22 protein-coding genes and 1 pseudogene are annotated in these 25655 nt (G+C 40.4%); 14 read left to right on the top strand and 9 right to left on the bottom strand.

The window, feature by feature from the left end:
* Positions 1-294 precede the first annotated feature (294 nt).
* From MPH60_RS17320 to MPH60_RS17300, 5 genes are all read left to right on the top strand, one after another.
* A complete protein-coding gene (locus MPH60_RS17320) occupies positions 295-1881 on the top strand; it encodes a bifunctional metallophosphatase/5'-nucleotidase (protein WP_241593611.1) in 1587 nt (528 codons plus the stop codon).
* Between the two features lie 310 nt (positions 1882-2191).
* The gene (locus MPH60_RS17315) at positions 2192-2584 is read left to right on the top strand and encodes a hypothetical protein (protein WP_241593612.1); all 393 of its coding nucleotides are present in this window, start codon (positions 2192-2194) and stop codon (positions 2582-2584) included.
* A 395-nt stretch (positions 2585-2979) separates the two neighbouring features.
* Positions 2980-4335 carry an APC family permease gene (locus MPH60_RS17310; protein ID WP_241593613.1) on the top strand — a complete coding sequence of 452 codons (1356 nt, stop codon included), beginning with the start codon at positions 2980-2982 and terminating at the stop codon, positions 4333-4335.
* A gap of 27 nt (positions 4336-4362) precedes the next feature.
* Entirely contained in the window at positions 4363-5988 is a 1626-nt protein-coding gene (locus tag MPH60_RS17305; protein ID WP_241593614.1) for an amidohydrolase, read from the top strand.
* A 33-nt stretch (positions 5989-6021) separates the two neighbouring features.
* Complete coding sequence (locus tag MPH60_RS17300; protein ID WP_241593615.1) at positions 6022-6921, top strand: carbon-nitrogen hydrolase; 900 nt, start codon at positions 6022-6024, stop codon at positions 6919-6921.
* Between the two features lie 89 nt (positions 6922-7010).
* Here MPH60_RS17300 and MPH60_RS17295 read toward each other — a convergent pair whose 3' ends face one another.
* Positions 7011-8213 (bottom strand): chromate transporter, encoded by a 1203-nt coding sequence (locus MPH60_RS17295; protein ID WP_241593616.1) that lies wholly within the window; start codon positions 8211-8213, stop codon positions 7011-7013.
* A gap of 422 nt (positions 8214-8635) precedes the next feature.
* Here MPH60_RS17295 and MPH60_RS17290 point away from each other — a divergent pair, with 422 nt between their 5' ends.
* The 3 genes from MPH60_RS17290 (at position 8636) to MPH60_RS17280 (ending at position 9886) form a co-directional block, all read left to right on the top strand.
* Positions 8636-9061 carry a MarR family winged helix-turn-helix transcriptional regulator gene (locus tag MPH60_RS17290; protein WP_241593617.1) on the top strand — a complete coding sequence of 142 codons (426 nt, stop codon included), beginning with the start codon at positions 8636-8638 and terminating at the stop codon, positions 9059-9061.
* Positions 9045-9386, top strand: a complete 342-nt coding sequence (locus MPH60_RS17285) for a DUF3147 family protein (protein WP_241593618.1) — start codon at positions 9045-9047, stop codon at positions 9384-9386. Before MPH60_RS17290 ends, MPH60_RS17285 begins: the two co-directional genes overlap by 17 nt.
* Before the next feature lie 359 nt (positions 9387-9745).
* On the top strand, positions 9746-9886 hold the full coding sequence (locus MPH60_RS17280; protein ID WP_153246179.1) for a hypothetical protein: 141 nt from the start codon (positions 9746-9748) through the stop codon (positions 9884-9886).
* A gap of 450 nt (positions 9887-10336) precedes the next feature.
* On the opposite strand, the pseudogene MPH60_RS17275 reads toward MPH60_RS17280, so the two are convergent.
* The 5 genes and pseudogenes from MPH60_RS17275 to MPH60_RS17255 form a co-directional block, all read right to left on the bottom strand.
* Positions 10337-10711, bottom strand: a pseudogene (locus MPH60_RS17275) (citrate transporter); the annotation flags it as partial.
* Positions 10712-10914: 203 nt separating this feature from the next.
* Complete coding sequence (gene uraH, locus MPH60_RS17270) at positions 10915-11274, bottom strand: hydroxyisourate hydrolase (RefSeq protein WP_241593619.1); 360 nt, start codon at positions 11272-11274, stop codon at positions 10915-10917.
* Between the two features lie 9 nt (positions 11275-11283).
* On the bottom strand, positions 11284-12777 hold the full coding sequence (gene pucL / locus MPH60_RS17265) for a factor-independent urate hydroxylase (protein ID WP_241593620.1): 1494 nt from the start codon (positions 12775-12777) through the stop codon (positions 11284-11286).
* 16 nt (positions 12778-12793) lie between these two features.
* Positions 12794-14119, bottom strand: a complete 1326-nt coding sequence (locus tag MPH60_RS17260; protein WP_272492836.1) for a nucleobase:cation symporter-2 family protein — start codon at positions 14117-14119, stop codon at positions 12794-12796.
* 161 nt (positions 14120-14280) lie between these two features.
* Entirely contained in the window at positions 14281-15897 is a 1617-nt protein-coding gene (locus MPH60_RS17255) for a PucR family transcriptional regulator (RefSeq protein WP_241593621.1), read from the bottom strand.
* Between the two features lie 308 nt (positions 15898-16205).
* On the opposite strand from MPH60_RS17255, the gene MPH60_RS17250 reads away from it, so the two are divergent.
* The 4 genes from MPH60_RS17250 (at position 16206) to MPH60_RS17235 (ending at position 21393) form a co-directional block, all read left to right on the top strand.
* Complete coding sequence (locus MPH60_RS17250; RefSeq protein WP_241593622.1) at positions 16206-17261, top strand: Rieske 2Fe-2S domain-containing protein; 1056 nt, start codon at positions 16206-16208, stop codon at positions 17259-17261.
* Between the two features lie 197 nt (positions 17262-17458).
* A complete protein-coding gene (allC, locus tag MPH60_RS17245; RefSeq protein WP_241593623.1) occupies positions 17459-18706 on the top strand; it encodes an allantoate deiminase in 1248 nt (415 codons plus the stop codon).
* Positions 18707-18720: 14 nt separating this feature from the next.
* Entirely contained in the window at positions 18721-19983 is a 1263-nt protein-coding gene (locus MPH60_RS17240; protein ID WP_241593624.1) for a pyridoxal-phosphate-dependent aminotransferase family protein, read from the top strand.
* Between the two features lie 30 nt (positions 19984-20013).
* On the top strand, positions 20014-21393 hold the full coding sequence (locus tag MPH60_RS17235; RefSeq protein WP_241593625.1) for an allantoinase: 1380 nt from the start codon (positions 20014-20016) through the stop codon (positions 21391-21393).
* Between the two features lie 133 nt (positions 21394-21526).
* Here MPH60_RS17235 and MPH60_RS17230 read toward each other — a convergent pair whose 3' ends face one another.
* From MPH60_RS17230 to MPH60_RS17220, 3 genes are read right to left on the bottom strand one after another with little or no spacing between them, the layout of a single operon-like run.
* Positions 21527-21973, bottom strand: coding sequence for a PaaI family thioesterase (locus MPH60_RS17230; RefSeq protein ID WP_241593626.1), 447 nt, complete (start codon positions 21971-21973; stop codon positions 21527-21529).
* Between the two features lie 15 nt (positions 21974-21988).
* Complete coding sequence (locus tag MPH60_RS17225; RefSeq protein ID WP_241593627.1) at positions 21989-23539, bottom strand: solute symporter family protein; 1551 nt, start codon at positions 23537-23539, stop codon at positions 21989-21991.
* Entirely contained in the window at positions 23539-23889 is a 351-nt protein-coding gene (locus tag MPH60_RS17220; RefSeq protein WP_241593628.1) for a DUF485 domain-containing protein, read from the bottom strand. The genes MPH60_RS17225 and MPH60_RS17220 overlap by 1 nt, the downstream gene beginning before the upstream one ends.
* 277 nt (positions 23890-24166) lie before the next feature.
* On the opposite strand from MPH60_RS17220, the gene MPH60_RS17215 reads away from it, so the two are divergent.
* The gene (locus MPH60_RS17215; RefSeq protein ID WP_241593629.1) at positions 24167-25495 is read left to right on the top strand and encodes a phenylacetate--CoA ligase family protein; all 1329 of its coding nucleotides are present in this window, start codon (positions 24167-24169) and stop codon (positions 25493-25495) included.
* On the top strand, positions 25476-25625 hold the full coding sequence (locus MPH60_RS17210) for a hypothetical protein (RefSeq protein WP_241593630.1): 150 nt from the start codon (positions 25476-25478) through the stop codon (positions 25623-25625). Before MPH60_RS17215 ends, MPH60_RS17210 begins: the two co-directional genes overlap by 20 nt.
* The last annotated feature ends 30 nt before the right edge of the window (positions 25626-25655 follow it).

Below are 25655 nucleotides of genomic sequence, written 5' to 3'. Positions count from 1 at the left end.
TAACTAAAGGAGTGCGTTAGTTGAACTAAAATAAGTGAAATTTTTATGGGTGAGGGTAAATTCAAGTATTATCGGATTAATGGGTAGAAAAATTGGAGCCTGTTTAAATAAAACTGTATTTATTGCTATCCGATTTCTAAATGTTAAGCCGAATGAGTATTTTAAAAAGATATGCATGTACTGTGTTAACTTAACAATTATTATATGAAATATAACAAAAAATCACGGTCCCTTTATACGGATATAAAATTCAAGAGTTATTCTTAATTTACATCTAGAGGGAGGGATCGAAAATTGTCAAAATTTCAGGCCATATCTTTTTTGTTCATCTTGGTATTTATCATCATTTTCGTAGCTTATAAAATCCCGGCATTCTCATCTAATCATTCCACATCCAACCGCTATATTGAAGTACATTTGTTAGGCGTTAATGATTTTCACGGCCAACTAAATAAATATCAAATGGTTTCAGGAACCATGGCAGGTGGGGCTGAATACCTGTCTGCCCATTTAAAAAAATATAAACAAGAAAACCCAAATACATTACTTGTTCATGCAGGTGATATGGTTGGAGGAAGTCCTCCAATCTCTTCTCAATTTAAAGACGAACCCACGATTGAATTTTTAAACCTCCTGCACTTTGATGTCGGGACACCTGGAAATCATGAATTGGACCAAGGCGTAAATGAAATGAAACGTCTTATTTATGGAGGATTCAATAAAAAAACAGGTTATTTTCAAGGTGCCAATACTTCTTACAGTTCTGCAAATATAATCGATAGAAAGTCGGGTACTCCCTTGTTACCACCGTATGTTATTAAACAAATTGACGGAATTAATATTGGATTCATCGGGGTGTTAACCAAAGAGACCAACCTGTATGTGGCACCTGAAAATCGAAAAGAAGTAGAAATTACGGATGAGGTTTCAGCTATTAACCGAACCGTTAAGATTTTAAAGGAAAAAGGGATTAAAGTAATGGTTGTACTGGCACATGATTCAGCTAAATCAGATAAGGCAGGAGCAAATTCCAGTGGAGCTTTAGTGGAGATGGCTCCAAAAATCGATGATGAGGTCGATGTCATTTTTGCCGGTCACAGCCATGAATATGCCAATACCGTTGCAGCCGGTAAACTGATCGTTCAAGCGTATTCCAATGGGAAAGCTTTTTCTCAAGTAAAACTTGAAATTGACCCACATACTAAAAATGTCGTTAAGAAACAAGCAAAGATTATTGTCACGGCACATCATCAAATAAAACCAGATAAAGAAACGGTTGCTCTTCTAAATAAATACAGAAAAAGATTGGGGAGCCGCTTTAATCAGGTAATAGGACAAATGCCTGAAGAAATCAAGCGAAATCAAGATGCAAACGGTGAATCTCCATTAGCGAAAATGATTGCAGATTCTGAGCGGGAAGCCATGGGGGTAGATATAGCTTTTGTCCATCAAGGCGAAATGCGGAAAAGTTTAAAAAAAGGGGAGATCACTGTAGAAGACCTTTATACAGGCTTGCCTATGGGTCATAGTATCAGTAAGTTAATCTTAACAGGAGACCAAATAAAACTTGCTTTAGAACAGCAGTGGGCGAAAAATTATGAAAATAGGTTGCAAACGGTTGGTTTAACGTATAATTGGGACCCCGATGCTCCAATTGGCAATCGCATTGATGGGCTGAAAGACATGAAGGGTCAAGAGATTCAGGCAAGCAACGAGTATGAAGTAGCGGTTAGTAATTATTTAGCTTCAGGCGGTGATAACTTCACTGCATTTGAACAAGGTAGACTCGTAGAATCCGGTCCGCAGGTTGTCACTGCACTAATACGCTATATCCAACAGAAGTATCCCCACAATATTTTTCACACTTCATTGAAAGACTGAAGGGGAAAATACAAGGACTTGCATAAGTAAGTGAACCCAAAAAGTTAGACACTTTATTTACTTAGGCAGCCTTGAGGGCATGAACCCGGTAATCTACCGGGCTCATGCTTTTTTAATTTTACCTTGATTCGTTAATGATTGTAGTAAAGATGATATTTGATACATCACCCGAAATCTTCCTATCATTAAAGGAAGAATAAATATTCGGAGGGTTTTTGAGCAAAGGGGTAATGTGTCATACGACAGTAGATAAATGAATAAACATCATTAAATTAAATAATAGGATAACTGGGAGAAATGAGGTGATTGTATGTTAGAAAGATTTAGAAAAATTGATATGAAAACAGCTATATTTATGGGGATTAGCTTTTACTCTTTGACTATCTTAATCCATGTTCTTATTATTAAAGGCGTTATTCCATTGACATGGGTTAATGGCGGACGGTCTGAATCTCTGGCTACTCAGCTACCAATTTCTATTATGAATACCATTATTTCTATATTTGGAGTTTTTTTCACCCTGTTTGTCGGCAGAAATATATTATATAAAGGAATAACTGTGATATGTTGGTTTTTTGTTGTGCTTTGGTCATTTGGTTTTATACTGCAATTATTTGGAACAGCTTTTGAAAAAATGATTTGTTCGTTAATATTGCTTCTTGGAGTCATCTCAAACTTGCGTATGGCGATTGAAACAAGATAGCACAAACACTTAAATCTTTATATGTACAGATAAATGCACGTAAATAAGGGGTGCGTTAGCTTAAGAGCGAAACTGTTCTTAAAGAAACTTATTATAAACCTATAAATATTTTCGACTATTGTTAATTTACTCTTTCAAAGGAGTTGCTTTGGCAGCTCTTTTTCTTATGGAATAAAAGGGGAATTCAAGAAGTGGTCGAGCTGGTATTAACTTCTGTCACTGACGACTAATTATGCAATATTAAATAATTGATGTAGAATTGCATAAGCCCATTAATTCATTAAATAATCTGTATATTGCAATTGTTGGCAAAATGCTATTAATCCCCACTTGGTATGGTATTTGCATATTAGTTAATTAATGTTAATTAATCACGAATAAGGGTGGAGTGATACATGGAGAATGCAAAATTAAGACGTTCGTTAACAGTATTTCCTTTAGTGCTATTTGGATTGGCTTATATGGCACCTACAACAGTTTTTTCAACTTATGGGGTTGTTGCGGAAATAACGAAAGGGATGGTACCTGCTGCCTATATCATAGCTTTGGCTGGTATGTTGTTTACAGCCTATAGCTATGGTCAAATGGTTAAGGCCTACCCTGTTGCCGGTTCTGCATATACATTTACTCAAAAGGCTCTTAATCCTCACCTTGGGTTCTTAGTGGGCTGGGTTATCCTATTGGACTATTTATTCTTGCCAATGATCAATGGATTACTGATCGCTATTTACTTAAACGCATATTTTCCATCCGTTCCTTTTTCCTTCTGGTTAATTGCCTTTGTCATTTTAATCACCACTGTAAATATTATTGGAGTGAAAATAGCAACAAAAATAAATGTTTTATTAGTTGCCTGTCAATTTTTAATAATCGTTATATTTACATTCCTTTCTATTAAAGGGTTACTTAACGGAATGGGTTCAGGAACATTACTCATGAGTTCTCCATTTGTGAATGGAGATATACCACTATCTTTAGTTTTAGCAGGATCTTCTGTTTTATGTTTATCTTTTTTAGGATTTGATGCTGTTACCACATTTTCAGAGGAGACCATTAATCCGAAAAAAATAATACCAAAAGCCATTTTCCTCGTCGCGTTAATAGGGGGAGGTCTGTTTGTCACCATCTCATACATCAGTCACCTTGTTTACCCAAATTTCCAAGCTTTTAAAGATCCAGATTCCGCTTCCTTGGAAATTGCCATGTACATAGGGGGTAATTTATTTCAATCTATTTTTCTAGCAGGATATATTACCGGGGGGCTGGCATCTGGTTTATCAGCTCATGCAAGTGTTTCGCGACTTTTGTATGCGATGGGGAGAGATGGAGTTCTACCAAAGAAAATATTTGGTCACATTCATCCAAAATTTCAAACTCCAACACACAACATCATCTTAGTGGGTATTTTTGCTTTATCTGCTTTATTTGTTGATTTAGTGACAGCATCATCCTTTATTAACTTTGGGGCACTTGTTGCCTTTACCTTTGTTAATCTTTCAGTTATTTCCCATTATTTTATTAGAGAAAAACAGCGAAAGGGAATGAACACACTAAAATACCTAATATTGCCGCTGATTGGTACTGGTTTCACAATTTGGTTATGGACCAGTCTTGATTCAAAGGCACTTTTACTCGGATTGGGATGGTTTGGAATTGGTTTCATCATGCTGCTTTCAAATACGAAAATGTTTAGTAAGCGGCCGCCGGAGCTTTCTATCGATAGTGCGATTGAAAAAGAAATTCAGGTATAAAAGTTATATTCATCAAGGAGGGTAAAAATGGTAATTGCAGACATCATTCTTTCTGGTCAACATGTTTTCACTGGGTTACAAGATGAGCCAATTAAAGCAGCTATCGCCATTAAAGATAATAAAATGATTAAAATCGGTTCTAAAGAAGATGTAATGTCATTCCTTGGAAATCAAACAAAAGTGTATGACATGGAAGACGGACTAATTATTCCGGGGTTTCACGATTTTCATATGCATATTATGATGGGAAGCATTTTACAGAAGGATAGTGCCAAATTATTTGAAGCTGCTTCAGAAGAAGATGCAGCCAAAATAGTAGGCGAATTTGCAGAAACGAGACCAAATGATGAGTGGATATTTGGTGTTGGCTGGGATCATACCAATTGGAAGAACAAAGTGCTGCCGCATAAAACAACACTAGATAAATACATTAGTGATCGCCCTGTTTTATTATTCAATGCAGAAGTGCATTACGCATGGATCAATAGTAAAGCAATGGAAATGATTCAATTAACGAAGAATACACCAGATCCGGAATATGGAGAAATTGGAAAAGATGAAAATGGGGAACTGACAGGCCTTCTATTTGAACAGGCAATTGGGTATGCATCGGAACATGCATACAAATTACCGAAAGAAAAACGTGTAAGCCTATTCCAAGGTTTTCTTAATGAAACAAAAAGATTGGGAATCACATCCGTTAATGATTTATACGGAGCTAAAATTGCGCCAAATCCATTAGACGATCTTGAAATTTTTAAAGAATTTGAGAGAGAAGGGCTACTAACTACTAGAATTCACTTTTCGCCGGAGTTAAAAATGGATTTAGCTGCCGCAAAGGAATTACAAAAAAATTATCAGTCAGACAAGCTCACCTTTTCTGGATTAAAACAATTTATAGATGGTGTTGTGACAAGTCATACTGCTTTTTTATTGGATCATTACAAAGACCGCCCTGAAACAAAAGGCGGAACCACTTATCCAGCTGAAACAATTAAACAATTAGTAAAAAAGGCAGATAAGGAAAAATTTCAAATTCGTTTCCATGCCATTGGTAACGGTGCTGTCCGCTTAGCATTGGATGCATTTGAAGAAGCGAGAAACGTAAATGGGCAAAGAGATGCTAGACATGTCATAGAACATGTGGAGGTATTGCATCCAGACGATGTTCGCCGCTTTAAGGAATTAGATGTAATCGCTTCATTTCAACCTAAACATATCGAATTAATGGAAAGTGAGGCATATACAGCTAGAATCAGTGAAAAACAACACCCTCTCTATTATCCTATCAAAACACTAGTGGATACTGGTGCTAAAATTGCCTTTGGTACAGATTTTCCTGTAGTGCCCCTAAATCCCATGATGGGTATTTATCAGGCAATCACCAGAAAAGATTTAACCGGGAAGGCGTGGCAAGAGTCGGAAGGAATAACATTAGCTCAAGCGTTAAAATATTATACGGCTACACCGGCATTCGGGTCTTTCAGAGATAAAGACTTAGGCACATTGGAAGCAGGGAAGATAGCGGATATCGCAGTATTAAATAAAAATTTATTCAGCATATCAACAGAGGAAATTCTTGAAACAGAAGTGAAGTTGACGATTATGGATGGAAAGATCGTATATGAAAACCAGGTGGTCCAAAAGGTATAAGATAAAAAATATCAAAAGGCAGGTAGTGAGAAAATGTCAAAAGTAAAAGTCGGTCTTATTCAAATTCATTGCGGAGAATTCATTGAGCAAAATATCCAAAAAACGATTGAGAAAATAAAAGAAACAGTAAAGAAAGGTGCACAAATCGTTTGCTTACAGGAGTTATTTTCTTCGCAATATTTTCCGCAAACGGTTAGTGTGAAAAATTATGATTTAGCTGAAGATGTAGATAGCGGTACATTAGTCGAAATGGGTGAATTAGCAAAGGAATTAGCCATTGTCTTGATTGTCCCTTTTTACGAAAGAGCAGGTGCTGGAATTTATTTTAATAGTGCAGCTGTATTTGATGCTGATGGAGAATGTTTAGGAATTACAAGAAAAAATCATATTCCGGATGGTCCCCAGTATCATGAAAAATATTACTTCGTTCCAGGCAATACTGGGTATCCTGTCTATGAAACGGCTTATGGAAAAATAGGTGTTGGGATTTGTTGGGACGAGTGGTATCCAGAAGTGGCCCGAATTTTGAGCTTGCAAGGTGCAGAAATATTATTCTATCCTTCTGCTATTGGTTCAGAGCCTGATCATCCCGAAATATCAACAAGATCATCCTGGGAAAAGGCAATTTCCGCTCATGGTATTTCTAATGGTGTATTCGTTGCTGCGACAAATCGAGTGGGCCAGGAAAAGGACATGAATTTTTATGGCGGTTCATTCATTAGCGATACATTCGGGAATATTCTAGCTTCACTTGATGATGAAGAAGGAATTATTGTACAAGAAATTGATTTAAAAGAAATAGAAGAGACTAGAAGAATTCTGCAATTCTTCAGAGACCGCCGTGTCGATACATACGGCCCTATATTACAAAAAGAAATACTGCCAACCCCATCCCCTTCAAAAAAGGGAACAAGCAAAGCGCTGTTCAGTTAAACATTAAAAGGAATAGCAGGTGCGACTACCTGCTATTCCTATTTTGTTAACGGAAACTAAGCCTTAAAGGTTTTTTTATACGAGCAATTTTATCCATTTAACGTCATAAGGGAGCCACCAATAGCACCGATTATCACTATAAACCAAGGCGGCAATTTCCAATACACAAGCATGCTGAATAAGATGGCAGCAAAAGCAAAGTCTATAGGAGTTAAGATGGAGCTGGTCCAAATGGGATTATAAAAAGCCGCAATCAAGATGCCTACAACTGCTGCATTTACTCCCATTAACGCCCCTTTTACTTTAGAATTGCGGCGTAATGTGTTCCAAAATGGCAATGTCCCTAAAATAAGAAGAAATGCAGGTAAGAAAATAGCAATCGTTGCTAATAAGCCACCTTGCCATCCATTTATCACGGCACCTATGTATGCTGCAAACGTAAATAATGGACCTGGTACAGCTTGTGTTGCACCATATCCAGCAAGAAATGCCTCTTGGTCTAGCCAGCCAGTAGGGACAAATTCACGTTCAAGCAATGGCAAGACTACATGTCCACCACCAAACACTAAAGAACCGGACCGATAAAAGCTATCAAACAGAGCAATCCAATTTGATGAAGTAACTTCCCGTAAAATTGGAAGTAGAAACAGTAATCCGAAAAATAAAGCTAAACTAACAAATCCGAAACCACGAGAAATTGGAAAATGAATAGTAGATTCATAACTTTCGTCGTGTTGTTTATAAATTAGGAAACCAATCAATGCGGCCAGTATAATAATACCAACTTGCACATAGGCAGTCTGCCAAATCAAGGTCCCGACCAAGGCTATTAATGCAATCGCCTTTCTTTTTATATCTGGAGTTAAATTTTTTGACATCCCCAAAATGGCGTGTGCAACTACGGCTACGGCCACTATTTTTAATCCGTGGATCCAGCCTGCATTTGAAACGTCCATTCCTTTGAGAAATAATGCTAATAGTACTAACGCTATCACCGAAGGTAGTGTAAAGCCAAGAAAAGCTAAAATTCCACCGATGAAACCTCCCCGCATAACTCCGACTCCAATTCCAACCTGACTGCTAGCTGGACCAGGCAAGAATTGACACAAAGCAACTAAATCAGCATAGCTTTTTTCATCCATCCATTTTCTTCGTCTAACATACTCATCATGAAAGTAACCTAAATGTGCAATTGGGCCACCAAACGATGTTAAACCAAGCCTTGTTGAAACGAATAGTATTTCAATTAGTGACTTGAAACTTCTATTTGTTTTGTTTTGATCTTGATCCACTAAAGTATTCCTCCTATTATTTAAGTTCTTAAGCTTTCTTTCTGCCTTCCATAAATATTTCCTTTTTCAGTGGTCGAATATATAATTTCATTTTCCCAACGACGTTTCGTTCCCCATTTATTAAAAGTCCGTCAGGTTCCATTGTGTGAAAAAAGGGATATAAAGTATCTTTTTATCCATATTCTCGAACATCCAAGAACTAAAATCGATTATCTATATTGAAGTATACTAGTTAGAAATATTTAGTTTCTAATACCAACAATTAATTTACACACTCTTAATATTTGCTCATTTAAAAAAGCTTTTTGTATTAACAGGTGCTTTAGCTAAAGACCGGGGCAGGTAGTTGAAGAAGTTGCTTATCATTCATTTATATCGTATTATAAGATATATTCGTAAAATACGATATAGTGAGGGATAATATGTTAAAAGAAATCGGACAGTTAAATCAATTATGGACGGATATTTACTATCAATTACGTTATAAACACCAAGAAAAAATTACTCACCAAAGCATAAGGATTTTGCAAGTTATTCAAAAAGAAAATGAAGTAGGCATAAAAGAAATTGCTAAAACAATTCATGTGTCTCACAACACAGCCTCAGAGCATATTAAACGGTTATTAGAAAAAAAGTATGTATTTAAAACCCGCAGCATCAAGGATGAGCGAAAGGTAATTCTAAAGCTTACTGACTTGGGAGGCGACGTATTGCACCGTCATTCCAGTCTGGATGAAGAAAAGCTTAAACAACTTCTATTTGAAAAAATGAGTAATGAGGAAAGGAATCTGATCTTAGAAGCATTTACCTTATTAAAGGAGAGGGCGGAAGATGTTCACAACCGTTAAAATTATTGTTTCAGCCATAATAATTGGCATTATTACAGAAATATCACGAAGGTATCCTCAACAAGGCGGAATAATTGCAGCTTTACCAATAGTTAGCGTTTTAAGTATCTTTTGGCTATATATACAGGGTGAGCATAAGGAAACATTAAGTAAATTTGCTTTAGGTGTGGCTTGGGGTATACCGGCAACAGTTGTGATGTTATTGATTATAGGGATAGCACTAAGACATTCCTTTCACTTATTTGTTTCAATTGGTCTAGGAATAATAGGTTGGCTTATATTTTTATTTGCTCAAGATATAATAGTTAAGCATATAATTAGCTAACATTATTTGGCGAAAAGTGGAAACATTTATAGTGTTTAATGTTTAGGTGAATCCATGATTGAAATTCATTACCAGAAGCTGATCAGCAGCTTCTTTTTTTTGGAGCAAAAAAAGCAGGTTATTTAAAGAAGAAGTGATAAAAGCTTAGGCTATTCCCTTAATTAGTAGTAAGAAGAGGTATTTAACACCTACGTACTGCTTTTTTCTAAGTGAAACGGTTAGCGAAGAACAATATGGGAAATACTAAAAGAATGAAAACCTTATTGAATTTTCAGAAAAATACATTGACGGGGAAATAAGTGTGTTATATATTATTATTAAGTTAAATTTATTGTTATATAACAGAAGGAGGATTCTAGATGATGAACATTTATGATAAAGCTTATGAAAGTTATTTGAAGATTTGTGAAAGATATGAAATCGAGTCGATAAACATCGACCATTTCATCAAAAATTTAACTAAAGATCAGTTGGATGAATACAGTAAATTAGCCGTTTAAACGAAAGGACGTGATTGCACAAGATGGACCTCCCGGTTGATGTAGATGTAGAAGCCAGTTAGAAACCCCACCAGTCGCTATGGGAACAGGTGGGGTTTTTTCATGTGTTTTAAGCGGTCATTTTATATAGATACACGTCTTATGCTGGTACAGAATTGTAATAACCATTCAAATTTTATATAGATTGATATGAAAAATTGGAATTATTAATTTAGCCTTTTTTATTAATATAATGAAATTACGTCATATAAGTTGATAGAGAGGTGTGTTTGTATTGTATATTATTGAAAGGTTTTCTGAAATTCCTACATTGCCCTTCCCCTTTATTTGAATTTTTTCATGCTCTTCCCTCGACCCAACTAAACAATAATTTATATCAAGCAATTATTTTTACAAACCAAAGTATTTTCTTACGTTTAGTATAAAGAACTCTTTGTATTTCAAAGTCTTCTATAAAGAAATAGCTCCGGTAAGTAAAGCAATAATAATCATGACTACAGATGTCCCCACTGCCCATTTTAAAATGAATTTTTGATGCGTACCAAAATCCACCTTTGCCATCCCAACCCATAAATGAGTCGAAGCAATTAACGGACTCATCGCATGTATCGGCTGCCCAAGCACAGAAGCCCGTGCAATTTCAACCGGATCCACTCCGTATGCCGCGGCAGTTTTAGCGATAATAGGCACTACTCCAAAATTATAAGGATCATTTGCCATTACGTATGTTAGAGGAAGACTTGTAATTGCTGTAATGAGAGCAAAAGACGAACCCAATTGCTCAGGAATTATTGAAATGAGGCTGTTAGCCATTTCATCGACCATGTGTAATGCTTTTGGGGTTGCCACGGCAACTCTTGAACCAGATTGACACATATATCCTGAAAATCAAAATCTTTGTTATGTAGTACGTCAAATGACTGCTGCTATAAATAGTGTTGGTAAACAATGATAGTTTGTTACTTTTTCAGTTGTGGTAATCATTCAAAAAAGAAACTGCCGGAGAAGGTCTTCTCCGGCAGTTTCTTTTAACTTCCCCTATACACTTGATAGCCCCATGGGGAAACGAGCAGTGGCACATGGTAATGAGAGGATGGGGAAGATAGTCCGAAACGGACGGGTACCTGTTCCAAAAAGGGCGGATCAGGAAGATCGATGGACTTATTCCGGAAGTAATCCCCGATATGAAAAATGATTTCGTAGTTTCCCCTTTTAGTGTTTTCTGCGTTCAGCAGCGGGGCGTCGAGCCTCCCGTCTGTATTTGTGACTGCTGACTTGAGCAGCTGCCAGTCAGCGGTGGATGATTCGGAAAAGTATAATTCAATCGTCACGTTTTCGGCAGGCTGGCCATGCATTAAATCCAATATATGTGTTGTTATACCCGGCATAAATACTCCTTAACCGATATTTTCTTCAGCGGCAGCCAGGATTTTGTTATTTTCGAGATTTTCTTTTTTAACGGTGAAGACCTGAAAGCCATATGGCGGGCGCGGCTCTGTATATACTTTTCCTTTGGATTCAGGGATTTCGGAAACGGCTGTATCCCATGTGTGGTTTTGGGATTCGAATGTAACTTCAAGAAGCTGAGGGAATCTGGTTAAAATACGGCAGCCGATTTCATAAATCAGATTTTGGATCGAAGGGGTCTCCATTTCATGGAAAACGGATGTAGCAATATCGATCACCTGTTCAGCAGCCACGTATTTAGAAGGATCTACGCCGAATGCATCTTTTTGATCCTCATAGACCCAATGGAGATTCAAATAGATGAAAAGCGGACGATTTCCATCTTCGGGAAGCGTCGTATATTCATCACGGATAAAACCGACAAAAGAGTTCCCGCTTACTTTGATTAATTGGAGGTCAAGGATGGAACTGCTTTGCTGAACGATTTCGCTGCCGTTTTCCCCGCGGATGATTTCGACGGCTGCCTGGGCCCGTTCGTTGCGGGACTTTTTGAATACAAGGTCACTCGGTTTCAATTGAAGATCCGTCGCTTCAGTCACAGCTTCGAAAGGGATATCCTCGGCAATCAATTTAACCGTATCGATTTGAGGATATTTGTTAAGGAAGGCTTCTGACACATATGAAGCAAAACCTTCTAATGTTGCTCCTTTGAATGTGGCTAAATGCCGTTGGATGAAGTTTTTCATCGAATCTGTCGCTACGACCATGGAATTGTCCCCTTCTGTGAAGGAGGGAAGAAAAGAGGAGCCGCCAACGGAAACTTTTACATTGGTGCCAAAAATGATATGATCTCTGCCTGAAAAAGTGGATTCTGGTATTTGTTGGATTCCGGTTAAAGGCTTTGAATAGGTCCTATAGGCAAAAACATTTCCTTTTCCATAACTTAGTGTTTGTGCGGCTGATTTATTTTTCATTGAATTCTCTCCTTCGATTTTGATTTTATCCTGTAAACGAAATAGGGCAATTTTATGAATTTCAGATAGTGCCTTATCGAACTCTATTGTTTCTGAATGGTGAATCCTTGTTTTCATCGATTGATATATGTCATTTTTATCTTTGCCGCGTACAGCCAGGATAAATGGAAAGCGGAATTTATTCATATATTGCCGGTTCAATGATATGAAACTTTCATATTCTTCGGCAGTAAGGTCCTTTAAACCGGCGCCATGCTGTTCCAGAGTCGAATCATCACTCATTTCAACTTTGTCGCCTAGGTTCGGGTGCTTCCTGATTAATGTTAACTTTTCTTCCTTGGACGAATTGCTTACAATGTCCACCATGCATCGATGCAGGTTGATTATGGATGAAAATGGTCTACTGGCTGCTGATTTTTCTGCAATCCAAGGTGAATGTTCGAAAGTATCACCAAGGAACTTCGTGAACTCCTTTTCGCTTAGTGCATTTAGTGACTTAAGAGTAATCATTCTAAAGGCCTCCTTTTTAAATACTTTTTGCCATGAACTGATCTGCATCAGCGATGGTACTATCTGCCGCCTTTTTCCTTCGCGGTGTCAAGATTACATTCAGGATGATGGCTGTCAGGCTTCCTGTGATGATTCCATCCCCGACAACGATACGGATTGCTTCCGGAAGGCTTGAGAATAACTCGGGAACGACGGTGGCGCCCAGTCCGAGTGAGACTGAACAAGCAATGACCAATAAATTAGCATTATCCGAGAAATCGACGTCATTCAACATTTTAATTCCTGATGAAACGACCATTCCGAACATGACGACGGTAGCACCCCCGAGAACGGCAGTAGGAATCAGGGTAGCGAGTGCTGCGATTTTCGGTACAAGTCCAAGCCCGATTAAAATGAAGCCGGCTACAATGGTGATTGTTCTTTTTTTTACACCGGATAATTGAACGAGGCCTACATTCTGGGCGAATGTACTATAAGGAAAGGCATTGAAAATCCCGCCTAAAGTGAAGGCAAGGCCTTCTGCCCGGTAGCCCTTGACAATATCTTTTTCACTCAATTCCCTGCCGGTTATTTTTCCAAGAGCAAGGAATGCGCCAGTGGATTCGACAAGGATGACTGTGCCAACCAACATCATCGTAAGTATGGGTGCTATTTCAAAGCTGGGTGTACCGAAGTACAAAGGAGCGGGGATATGGAACCAAGAAGCCTCGGCAACGGTGGAAAAGTCCATCTTCCCAAAAAACGTTGAAGCGATCGTTCCTGCTATGATGCCAATCAGAACGGAAATGGAGCGAATGAATCCAGTGAAGCAGCGATTGATTAACAGAATAACGGCGAGGACTCCTAAAGAAAGCATCAAGTTCTCGGCTGAGCCAAAGTCTTTGCTGCCGGAACCGCCAGCCATATTCTTTATGCCGGTGGGCACTAAGGATAATCCAATGATGATGACAACGGTACCGGTCACGACAGGCGGGAATAATTTAAGCAGTTTACCAAATATGTTGGAGAAAAAAATGATGAATAATCCAGCGGCGATGATTGATCCATAGATTGCGGAAATGCCATAATTGCTGCCGATGGATATCATGGGGGTGACTGCGACGAAAGAAGTTCCCAAAACTATCGGGAGGCCAATGCCAAAGTATTTATTTTTCCAAGATTGCAATAATGTAGCGATCCCGCAGGTCAATAGATCAATGGCAATAAGGTAGGCTAACTGTTGAGAAGTGAATCCCAATGCCCCGCCGACGATGATCGGCACCAATATGGCACCGGCATACATGGCAAGAACGTGCTGAAGACCTAACGAGAAGGCCTTGGACTTGTTAATTCTGTCATTCAAAAAAAAACTCCCTTCTACAATAGCATGTCATTTTATATCACGTGATTTTGTTATGATTAATATCATCATAATAAAAAATCAGAAAATTGTCATTAGTTAGATTAGACAATTTTTGGTTGTGGATATAGACAACTTGCATAAAGTGATGGGAGGCTTTTGTTTTATATTTTAAGTAAGGATTTAATGCGAAGGGCAAGCCGTATCTGGAGTGTGGTCTCCGAATCTTTCAGGCTCTTGCCAAGCAGCTCCTCGCATTTCTCGAGTCTGTATACAACTGTGTTTCGGTGTACGAATAACCTTTTGGCAGTTTCGGATATTTGACAATGAGTTTCGAGATAGACGGATAATGTCTGTAATAAGGATTGCTCCTCCTCGGTGATAACCTTTGAAAATCCCTGTAGTGCATAATGGTGAAAATTCATGAGGTCTTCTTCGGGGATGATCCTCAATAATTCCATAATATCCTTCGTTCGGAATATTTGGATGTATTCGGTCCTTTTCGAAAGACCGCCTTCGAGAAGAGAGTCGTTCGCTTCTTTGTAAGCGTTCTTGGTCCGTAAAAAACTCTGGCTCAAATGGCTCACTCCGAAAGAAATCGTGCAGCCGAACTGGCTGGCTGTTATCCTTTGCAATGATTTTAGCGAGTTTTCGACAGTTTGGAGAACGTCGGCAGAGACTTCATTCACTTCATATAAAAGAATGCATTTCTTGCCTTTGGTAAAGAGATGAATGGGATTGGGTGATAGGAAAAGTTCATCTTCCAAAAACTCGTATATCGAATCAGCCCTTCGTTGCAGCTGGGTGTAACTTATGTCCGAATCGGATTCATCGATCTTTCCGACTGCGCATATATAGGTTTGTTCATTGTGTAAGGAAAACTCCTTTGCCCGATTTATAATTTCCTCTTGGGAGGAGAAACTGCCATCGAGAAAATGAAGGAAGAAATCATTTCGGATATTCCGATCATGCTGTTTAAGGGCGTGTTCTTTCATCAAGGCAAAAGAAATGACATTAGTTGCCTGTTCGATCGTCAATGTTATGAGGTTATCGCTAGTCTTGATTTCACCTGATATCGTCAAATAACCAAATTTTTCTTCATTCATAAAGATGGGGAAGATGGTATAGGGCTGTTTATTGGAAAGGGACGAAAATGAAAAGAAAGACGTTTTGGTTTTGTGGAATGAGAATCCCTCTTCGTTCATTTTTTTGATTATTGGAATAATTCCGGCAGTTGAGATTGGTTGGAATATCGGTTTTAGGTACTGGTCAACTAATAAGATGGGGTATCCAATCAAATCCGATAAATGATCAAGCAGCTTTTGAATCCCTTTGCCGCGCATGATTAAGTTTGTATATTGCTTATGTGTTTCCATGGCGAAAGTCAATTCCGCTGCACGTTGATCCAAAATCCCCCGTAACGTATGGTTGATGATTTCCCCGAGTGACAATTCAGCCGGAAGTTCAATGATTGGAAAGGATAAATCACTGGCAAGAACCAGTGCCTCCTCAGGTATTTCCTTTAGGTACCTCTTTGTCTTTATTCCCAGGGCTGCGCAGCCTTGGCTTGCCATCGCTTCGACGAGTGAAGACAAGAGATGCGGCTTGTCCTTTATGTGATAAGCCGTCGTTACAAGGAATTCATTTGGTTTTAAAAAGTTGATGATATCGGGAGCGTCCATCATATTGACTGTTTGGACTTCCCGTTCCATCCCTGTTCCTCCGGCAATTACATGCATGCCGGTTAATGCTGGCAATGTTAAAAGTTCAGCTACCTTCATCTGAAACACCTCATTTTGGAAAATTAGAGTATTTAGTGTAAGTGTATAAATACAGGGAAATGAATCGGTTTTAAATTAGTGCAATTTTCGGATATTAGTCTGAATCCCTCCGGTTGCTAACGTGCTTTTCGGATTTTCATTATCATATCATACAAACGCTTTGGCATATCCTACAAATTACATTGTTTGGATTGGTGGATAAATAAAAAAATATTTGTATGTTAGGTTTTATAACATCGTTAGTGACTTATTATCTTAATTTTGTTAATATTTATAAAAAATTAACGTGAGGATAGGGAGACGATAAAATGAGTGAAGGCACAGTTGCTTCCAGTAAGAAAAAAAGAGTAACGCCGTTTCCGAAAGAATGCACATTCAGCAAAGGGGACTGGGATGTGTTATCGCAATATTGGTTTCCTGTGGCTGCAGTTGAGGAAGTATCGGAAAAACCGATAGGCATTAAACTTCTGGATGTGCACCTTGTCCTTTATCGTGTTAATGGGAAGATTATCGTTGCGAGGGACCTTTGTCTGCATCGTGGTGTGCCATTAAGCATGGGGTGGGTGGATGGTGATGATATCGTATGCCCATACCACGGTTTTAGATATGGTCCGGAAGGGAATTGTACGGGGATTCCTGCGCATCCCAACGCTAAAATATCCCCGCGTCTTTGTATTAATATTTATCCCGCGATAGAGCGCTACGGCTTGGTTTGGACTTCGATTGCGAGCGATAAAGAGGGTATTCCGAAGTTACCGGCCTGGGATGATGAGGAATATTTGAACATCCTGCCGCCGTCCATAGACATTGCCGGTTCAGCCGGTCGGCAGATGGAAGGTTTTTTGGATGTGTCCCACTTTGCTTGGGTTCATTCGGAAAGCTTCGCTGATCGTAACAATCCTATCGTTCCTAGTTATAAGGTGGAAAAAACGGAGTATGGCCTGCATGTGGAATACGTAAGTTCCGTCAGTAATTACGGAAAAGGCATGCGGCATTTAGAACCTGCCAACTTTGAGTGGCTGCGTGTTTTTGATATCTATCCACCTCTGGCGGCCAGGCTTACTGTCCATTTCCCGGAGGATGGAAAACTTCACATCCTGAACTGTGCCAGTCCGGTTTCGGCACGAAAGACAAGAATGTTTTCGCCGATGGCCCGTAACTTTGATTTAGATGCCCCGGTTGAAGATACTTATGAATTCAATTTGCAGATTTTCAATGAAGATAAGGAAATGGTGGAAAATCAAAAGCCGGAGGAGCTGCCTCTCGATTTGCAAGCGGAAGCGCATATCGCGGCAGATAAGACGTCGATCGCTTATCGTCAGTTATTGAGGGAATTGGGCTTAGGCTCAAATTATACAAGTTGATAAAAAGAGGGTGTCCGGTTTAAGGGGCACTCTCTTCTTTTATTGGTTTACCTTCAGTTGGTTATTTTGCACAAAAAAACACCAAAATACTAACAGAATTGTCAATGAAGTTAAATGCGAAAGCAAGTAAAATAATAGATAACATAAATTTGTGAATATTCATAACATGAATGGATATTGAGAAGGGAAGCGATGTGATGGGCATTCAAATCGAAAAGTTCATAGATGAAAAGGATGATGTTGCGTCGATGATAGAATGGTTGGCATCTTTCGGGGCAACGGAGAGTAATGGGGTGACCCGGTTATTATATTCCAAGGAATGGATGAGCGCTCAGCAGGCAATGAAAGCAGAGATGGAAAAAGAAAACCTTATTACATATTTTGATAGTGTAGGCAACTTGTTTGGCAGGCTTGAGGGAACGGATCCCTCCAGTGGAACCATCCTGACCGGTTCTCATATAGACACGGTCAAGGATGGTGGGAAATATGACGGCGCATATGGGGTCGTCGCTAGTTTCCTGGCAGTTAAGAGGTTGTATAAAGCCTATGGGGCGCCGCGAAAGACGATTGAAGTCGTTTCCTTTTGTGAGGAGGAAGGAAGCAGATTTCCCTTAACGTTTTGGGGGTCAAGGAATATTAAAGGAAGCTATGGTCTTGAGCATGTCAGGGATTTAAAAGATACAGAAGGAATTCCTTTTTTGGAAGCCATGAAAAAGTCAGGGTTTGAACCTGATGCCTATAAAACACCGGTCCGCGATGATATTGAACGGTTCGTCGAAATTCATATAGAACAGGGACTGGTGCTTGAAAAGAATGAGAATGCAATTGGGGTCGTCAGCCATATTGTCGGGCAGCGCCGTTATACGGTTAAAATCATGGGTGAGAGTGATCATGCGGGCACCACTCCCATGTCATACAGGAAGGATGCTCTCGGTTTTGCTTCGGAATTCATTTCTTTTTTAACGAAAAAAGCGAAGGGCATGGACCCGTGTTTAGTTGCGACGGTTGGCAGAATGGATGTTAAACCTAATGTTCCGAATGTCATTGCTGGTGAAGTGGAGCTCAGTCTCGATATCAGGCATCACAAGGAAGAGGTTCTTGAAAGGTTTTGTAAGGAAATCTTTTCGACTTTCGATTCCTTGGCAAGGAAAGCTGAAATGAAGCTGGAGGTTTCGCAATGGATGGATGTCAAACCTGTTGCGATGGATCGGGAAATGAATCGCCTGGTCCGAAAGGTAGCTGAAGATAAAAATATACCATACCAAGATATGGTCAGCGGAGCCGGCCATGATGCACAGGTATTTGGTTCTTTTTGTCCGACTTGCTTGCTGTTCGTTCCAAGTAAGGGGGGGATCAGCCATTCGCCTAAGGAGTTTACGAGTGTTGCGGATATGGAAAAGGGAATCGACGTTTTAAGTGAAATACTATATAAATTAGCCTATTAAAGGAGTTGGGGAAAATGGCATATTCAGAATTGAATGCACCGATGAGAACGATCATGACACCAGGACCGGTCGAAGTGGATCCGCGTGTTTTAAGGGCGATGAGTACACCGATATTAGGGCAATTCGATCCTGCATTCACTACAATCATGAATGAAGTGATGGAAATGCTGCGTTTGGTTTTTCAAACGAAAAATAAATGGGCATTCCCGATCGATGGCACCTCAAGATCGGGTAATGAAGCGATTCTATGCAGCATCATTGAGCCGGGAGATAAGGTCCTGGTTCCCATATTCGGTAGATTCGGTCATTTATTGGTCGAAATCTGTGAGCGATACGGAGCTGAAGTCCATACAATGGAATGTCCTTGGGGAGAAGTGTTCGATCCGCAAGCTGTCATCGCGGAAATCAAGAAAGTCTCCCCTAAAATAACAGCAATCGTTCATGGGGAAACTTCCACTGGTTGTATGCAGCCTTTGAAGGAAATAGGTTTGGCCTGCCGTGAATTGGGTGTCCTGCTTGTGGTGGATGCGGTTGCCTCGATCGGGGGCACCGATGTTAAGGTGGATGAATGGTGTATTGATGGGTTGATAGGAGGGACACAAAAATGCTTGTCCGTTCCTTCAGGTATGGCACCAATTACGTATAATGAGAGAATAGAAGAAATCATCCAGTCCCGTAAAAAGGTGGAACGTGGTATTGCAACGGATGAAGATAACCAAAAGATTTCGCTTCGCCGTCCGATTACCAGTAATTATTTTGATTTAAGCATGCTGCAGGATTATTGGGGTCCGCGCCGCTTGAATCACCATACAGAAGCGACTTCCATGATTTATGCGTTACGTGAAGGGTTGCGCCTTGTACTTGAAGAAGGTCTGGAAACGCGTTTTGCCCGTCATGAACTCCACGAAGCTGCTCTCGTTGAAGGGATCAAGGCAATGGGGCTAACGTTATTCGGGGATGGGAAAAACAAACTTCCGTGTGTAACTTGCATCGAAATTCCCAAAGGAATTGACGGTGAAGCTGTAAGATCCATGCTGTTGAATGAATTTAGTATCGAAATCGCTTCCTCATTTGGTCCGCTTCACGGGAAAATCTGGAGGATCGGGACCATGGGATTCAGTTGCAGGAAAGAAAACATCCTCTTTGTCTTGGCCTCCTTGGAAGCTGTCCTTTTGCGCCAGGGGTTCCAAGTTAATCGGGGAGAGGCTTTGCAGGCTGCACTGGATGTGTATGTGGGAAAGACGGAGGAAGTACTTGCATCAAGGGAATCTCTTTGATTATAAAAATATTTTGGGGGAGTGGTCCGTGTGTCTATATATGATCTTATTATCCGCAATGGATATGTAGTTTTTCCTGATGAAGTGAAGAAAGCTGATCTCGCCATCCAGGATGGGGTGATTGTTAAGATTGGGGATATCCTCGATGGTAAAGGTGATGAAGAGTATGAAGCGGATGGCCAGCATATCTTTCCTGGTATGATTGATGTCCATGTGCATTTTAGCGAACCTGGCCGCGCTCATTGGGAAGGCTTTGAAACAGGATCGCAAATGATGGCGGCGGGAGGCTGTACCACCTATTTCGATATGCCATTGAATGGAATCCCTTCAACGATTGATCGAAAGGCTCTCCTTGAAAAGGGCAAGCTCGGTGAGATGAAGTCGGTTGTAGACTTTGGATTATGGGGAGGACTGGTCCCGGGAAATATCGATGATTTAGAGGATCTTGCTAAATCCGGAGTCATCGGATTTAAAGCCTTTCTTTCAGCGACGGGAAATGAGGAGTTTGAGCGGGCAGATGATTTCACCCTTTTACATGGAATGAAGAAAATAGCGGAATTGGGAAAGGTCTTGGCCCTTCATGCGGAAAGTGATCCGATCACTCAGTGGTTTAAGCGGGAAAAAGAGAAGGATGGACTATTCAGTGCGAATGATTATGCAGCTACAAGACCTGTGCAAGCGGAAGCGGAGGCTGTGGAACGTGCCATTACATATGCAGATTTAACGGGCTGTCCGCTGCACTTTGTCCATATTAGCAGTAGTTTGGCCATCGAGAAAATTGAATCGGCCAAACAAAAGGGGCTGGATGTGACGGTAGAGACGTGTCCGCATTATTTATTATTCAATCAGGATGACTTAATAGAAAAAGGCGCGGTTGCAAAATGTGCACCCCCACTAAGGGAAAGAGAAGAACAAGAAAGATTGATTACCCGTTTAATGGAAGGGAAATTCGATATGATTTCTTCCGACCACTCACCATGCCCTTTTGAACTGAAAGATCCTGCCAAACATAATATTTTTGAAGCGTGGGGCGGAATAAGCGGGGGGCAATTTTCGTTGATGTCGATGATAGAGTTGGCTGTTTTACATGGTATCCCGCTTCATAAAGTTGCTGAGTGGACAGCTTCAGGCCCGGCAAAAAGGTTCGGTCTCTCCTCTAGAAAAGGACAAATTAAGGTAGGGAAGGATGCAGACCTTGCCATCGTTTCCCTTAATGGTACGCATGAAGTTTCGGAAACGAATTTCTTCGCGAAACATAAGCAAAGCGTTTATATGGGCCATACCTTCCCTTGCCGAATCTCGGCTACCATTAATAGAGGGAAAATAGTTTATGAGAATGATGTAATAAGTGAAAGGAAGCGTGGGGAGTGGCTAAAAGCGATAGACTCCAGCATGGCGGTCAATAACTAGGTAGAAGGCTTAAGAATGAGGGGGATTCCAAATCGGGAATCCCCTTTTTTATAAGCTCTGCGTATGCATTATGGGCATATCAAGGGGAAAAGAAACCGGACAAATGGATTGCTTGTCCGGTTTCAAAGGTTACTTATTCAACTTGGTCGACGAAATATTGATTTTTTCTGTATACCATCGCTTCCATGGTTGCAATCAATTCCCTTTCATTTAATACGTCTATTTTATACCATGCCAGTTTATGGTTTTTCTTGATCTCTTTCGCTCTGGCAGTTAAAGTCTCGCCCCGTTTGCCAGCTGATAAGAAGTTGATGTTGTTTGAAACGCCCACCGCTATTTTGCCATATGAATTGCTGGCTGCGGCGAACACGTAATCAGCAAGTGAAAAGATAATGGCACCGTGAACCGTTCCGTGGCTATTTAGCATGTGGTCACTTGGAATCAATTCTGCTTCCGCTGTGCCGGGACCGAGTTTCGTCAATCTCATCCCTAGAAAAGAAGCGTATGGTTCGTCGACCAGTACTTGTTTGATTTGATCATAATGCAATTCGTGAATATCCTGATCTAAATGTGTAGTCATGGAGATCCCCCTTCTTTAATGGTCTTTTGCTGTACTTATCCCATATCCGGTGTTGGATTTGAACAGAACTTCAGCAAAATTGTTTTCGTCATCTTTTGCTTTTGACAGTATTGTACCTAAATAGGCTCCAATAAAGCCAAGTGGCACGGTGAAAATGGTCGGGTTGCTCATCGTGAAGAGGGGATCGCCTGTGAAAATGCCCATTCCAGGTTCCGGATTCCATACATTAGGACTGAGCATGACCAGTATGATGGAGCTGAGTAACCCGAATGACATTCCTGTAATCGCTCCGGTTGCGTTGAAGCGTTTCCAATATATTGTGCAAAGGATGATCGGTAAATTGGCACTGGCAGCAATCCCAAGCGCGAGGACTGAAAGAAAAGCGACATTCATTGATTGTGCAAATAAAGCAAGTAGAATCGAAATGACCGCTACGCCGACAGAAGCCAATCGGGCAACGAGTACTTGCTGTTTTTCCGTAATATTTCCATCCTTGATGATTTCACCGTATATATCATGTGCAAAAGCGGATGCCGACGTTAAAACAAGACCGGATACAACCGCTAAAATCGTGGCAAATGCTACAGCAGAAACGAATGCGAATAAAAATTCACCGCCCATGGTTAATGCAAGAAGGGGTGCGGCCATGTTTCCAGCTGGGTTTGCTTCGACGATCCGATCAAACCCGACGAAAGATGCAGCGCCGAAACCAAGGAAAATCGTCATGATGAAAAATATCCCTATAAACCATGTGGAATATACGACGGACTTCCTTGCAGTAGCTGCGTCCTTTACTGTAAAGAAGCGGACGAGTAAATGCGGAAGGCCGGCTGCCCCAAGGACAAGCGACATATTAAATGAAATCATGTCGAGTCCATCGGTGTATTTATTTCCTGGATTCAAAAATTCTTTTCCAAGCGGTGTTGCAGTTTGGACATGGTGGAACATCTCTGAAATGTTGAAATTAAAACGCGAAAATACGATGAACGTCAACACAGCAGAACCGCCTAGTAAGAGAACCGCTTTGGTGATCTGCACCCAGCTGGTCGCTGTCATCCCGCCGAAAATTACATAAATCGTCATCAGTACACCGACAAGCAAAACGGATAGCCAATAATCGATGCCGAGCAGCAGTTTAATCAAACCTCCTGCACCGACAAGTTGTGCAATCATGTAAAAAATTGAAATGACAAGTGTGTTAGCCGCAGCAATCCCTCGGACTTTTTTTGATTTGAATCGTGCTGAAATCATGTCTGCCAGCGTAAACTTACCTAGATTGCGAAGTGGTTCCGACACAAGATACAATAAGACAAGAAAGGCAACAAGGTTCCCGATGCTCATGTAAAAGCCATCGAAACCAATCAGTGCGATTGCACCTGTAATTCCCAGGAAAGAAGCGGCCGACATAAAGTCACCTGCTACTGCCAGTCCGTTTTGCCATGCTGTCAATCCGCCGCCGGCAGTATAAAAATCACTGGCATTTTTCGTTTTCTTGGAAGAGTAATAGGTTATTGTAAGCGTTAACAGAATGATGCCCAAAAAAAGCATGAGGGAAAAAATGCTCATTAGCCCAGCTCCTTCTCATATTTATTCAAGATATTTTTAGCCAACTTGTCGTACTTGGATGATTTTTTTATATAGACGATTCCCCCTACCCATACGACGGCAAATTGGAGGAGTGCGTACACCCAAGCCCAAGTAATATGGAAGAAGGCTTCGCCTTTCAATACTTCGCTATAAGCAGCTAAAATTGGCAGGACAAAATAAAAAGCAAGAAAGAAGAGAGTGACAGGTACGATGAAAGCTTTTTTCTTTTGGATTAGTTCCTTGAATTCCTCCGTTTCAATTAATTGACGATACTTGTTTCCGCTGTCATGACCTCCTGGTTTATGTCCTGTTTTAACTGGTGATTCCATAATAATCCCCCTTTTTTGTTATAGTACATTTTTGGAACGTCCGTTGGAAAAGTGATACATTAATACTAAGTTAACATAGTCAGAATATTTAGTAAATTAAAAAAAAGTTATTTTTTTGTTTATTCTGTCATTTTTTGTAGAATTATAAAAAACTTTATTGACAACCTAGAAATGACGTATTAATCTTAAATTGAATCATAACAATAATTTAATCTCCGTTTTATTACCGTTATGTATGTTAGATGGGACAATAGTAAAATTGAGGGGGACTGAAACAATGTACAATCCGGAAGTGGAAACGGCTTCGCGTGCTGAAATGGAAAGTTTGCAAATGGCACGCCTTAAAAAAACGATTAGCCATGTATATGAGAATGTACCTTATTACAGAGAAAAATTTAAAGAGATGGGCCTGGAACCGGAAGATATTCAAACTCTAAACGATGTGATGAGGCTTCCGTTTACAAAAAAACAGACTCTTCGTGATCAGTATCCATTCGGTTTATTCGCCGTTCCGATGGAGGATGTAACACGCATTCATGGTTCGTCGGGAACGAGCGGAAAGCCTACAATTGTAGGGTATACGAAAAATGATTTGGAAAACTGGGCAACAATCGTCGCACGTGGAATTGTAGCTGCAGGAGGACGCAAGTCAGATATATTCCATAACGCATATGGATATGGGCTGTTTACAGGGGGCCTGGGCTTGCATTGCGGGGCAGAAAAGCTAGGAGTTGCGACAGTACCCATTTCAGGGGGGAATACCGACCGGCAGATTACGATCATCAATGATTTTAAACCGCGCGGCATTTGTGGAACCCCTACTTATATTTTGAATATTGCTGAAAAGATGGAAGAGATGGGAATTGATCCTGCTGATAATGGTCTTGAGTATGGGATATTCGGGGCTGAGCCATGGTCAGAGGCAATGAGGGCAACTCTTGAGAGGAAACTGAATTTGAAAGCCATTGATATTTACGGACTAAGCGAAATAATGGGGCCCGGAGTTGCGATAGAATGCCATGAAGCACAGGATGGACTGCATATCGCAGAAGACCATTTTCTAGTCGAGGTGATTAACCCGGACACGCTCGAACCAGTTGAGGACGGCAAAGATGGGGAACTTGTCTTTACCAGCCTTACAAAGGAAGCGCTGCCAATCATTCGTTACCGTACAGGCGATATCGCCTCAATTACCCATGAACCGTGTAAATGCGGGCGTACGACAACTAGAATGTCCCGTGTCAAGGGCAGAACGGATGATATGATCATAGTCAGGGGAGTGAATGTATTTCCTTCTGAAATTGAGCGTGTATTATTCCAAATGGAGGGAATTGTGCCTCATTATCAGATTCATCTCGTTAAGAAGGGAAAAATGGACGGTGTTGAACTGCATATTGAAATTGAAAGCGGTTTCTACAGGGAGATTGAAGAAGACTTAACGCATGGCAATGTAGATATATTAAGAAAAACGATCCAGCATCATTTGAAATCTGCCTGTCTTGTAACGATGGATGTCGTTGTCAACATTCCAAAAAGCATTCCCCGTTCAGAAGGAAAAGCCATTCGTGTCGTTGATAAGCGGAAGGATGAAGTCATTCGTTTATAAATCCGTCCCATGGAACATAGCGTTGAAACAGTACGATTCTAATCTTCAGTATTTGCCTGCTTTTGTGCCGATTGCGATACGTGAAGCTGGAGGAACCAAACAAGAAAACGCGATACATAAAGCGGGGTAATCCGTTAAAGGAAGAGAAGATGGAGCCAAT

The organism is Peribacillus sp. Aquil_B1 (genome assembly GCF_022603275.1).
In the GTDB taxonomy this organism is placed as follows: domain Bacteria; phylum Bacillota; class Bacilli; order Bacillales; family DSM-1321; genus Peribacillus.
Note: the sequence above shows the minus strand (reverse complement) of the source record. Positions and strands in the feature narration are given on the sequence as shown.

Coding starts and splice junctions, on each gene's coding strand:
- MPH60_RS17315 (WP_241593612.1), top strand. CDS start 2,192: ATGTTAGAAAGATTTAGAAAAATTGATATGAAAACAGCTATATTTATG.
- MPH60_RS17310 (WP_241593613.1), top strand. CDS start 2,980: ATGGAGAATGCAAAATTAAGACGTTCGTTAACAGTATTTCCTTTAGTG.
- MPH60_RS17305 (WP_241593614.1), top strand. CDS start 4,363: ATGGTAATTGCAGACATCATTCTTTCTGGTCAACATGTTTTCACTGGG.
- MPH60_RS17300 (WP_241593615.1), top strand. CDS start 6,022: ATGTCAAAAGTAAAAGTCGGTCTTATTCAAATTCATTGCGGAGAATTC.
- MPH60_RS17290 (WP_241593617.1), top strand. CDS start 8,636: ATGTTAAAAGAAATCGGACAGTTAAATCAATTATGGACGGATATTTAC.
- MPH60_RS17285 (WP_241593618.1), top strand. CDS start 9,045: ATGTTCACAACCGTTAAAATTATTGTTTCAGCCATAATAATTGGCATT.
- MPH60_RS17280 (WP_153246179.1), top strand. CDS start 9,746: ATGATGAACATTTATGATAAAGCTTATGAAAGTTATTTGAAGATTTGT.
- uraH (WP_241593619.1), bottom strand. CDS start 11,274: ATGCCGGGTATAACAACACATATATTGGATTTAATGCATGGCCAGCCT.
- pucL (WP_241593620.1), bottom strand. CDS start 12,777: ATGATTACTCTTAAGTCACTAAATGCACTAAGCGAAAAGGAGTTCACG.
- MPH60_RS17255 (WP_241593621.1), bottom strand. CDS start 15,897: ATGAAGGTAGCTGAACTTTTAACATTGCCAGCATTAACCGGCATGCAT.
- MPH60_RS17250 (WP_241593622.1), top strand. CDS start 16,206: ATGAGTGAAGGCACAGTTGCTTCCAGTAAGAAAAAAAGAGTAACGCCG.
- allC (WP_241593623.1), top strand. CDS start 17,459: ATGGGCATTCAAATCGAAAAGTTCATAGATGAAAAGGATGATGTTGCG.
- MPH60_RS17240 (WP_241593624.1), top strand. CDS start 18,721: ATGGCATATTCAGAATTGAATGCACCGATGAGAACGATCATGACACCA.
- MPH60_RS17230 (WP_241593626.1), bottom strand. CDS start 21,973: ATGACTACACATTTAGATCAGGATATTCACGAATTGCATTATGATCAA.
- MPH60_RS17225 (WP_241593627.1), bottom strand. CDS start 23,539: ATGAGCATTTTTTCCCTCATGCTTTTTTTGGGCATCATTCTGTTAACG.
- MPH60_RS17220 (WP_241593628.1), bottom strand. CDS start 23,889: ATGGAATCACCAGTTAAAACAGGACATAAACCAGGAGGTCATGACAGC.
- MPH60_RS17215 (WP_241593629.1), top strand. CDS start 24,167: ATGTACAATCCGGAAGTGGAAACGGCTTCGCGTGCTGAAATGGAAAGT.
- MPH60_RS17210 (WP_241593630.1), top strand. CDS start 25,476: ATGAAGTCATTCGTTTATAAATCCGTCCCATGGAACATAGCGTTGAAA.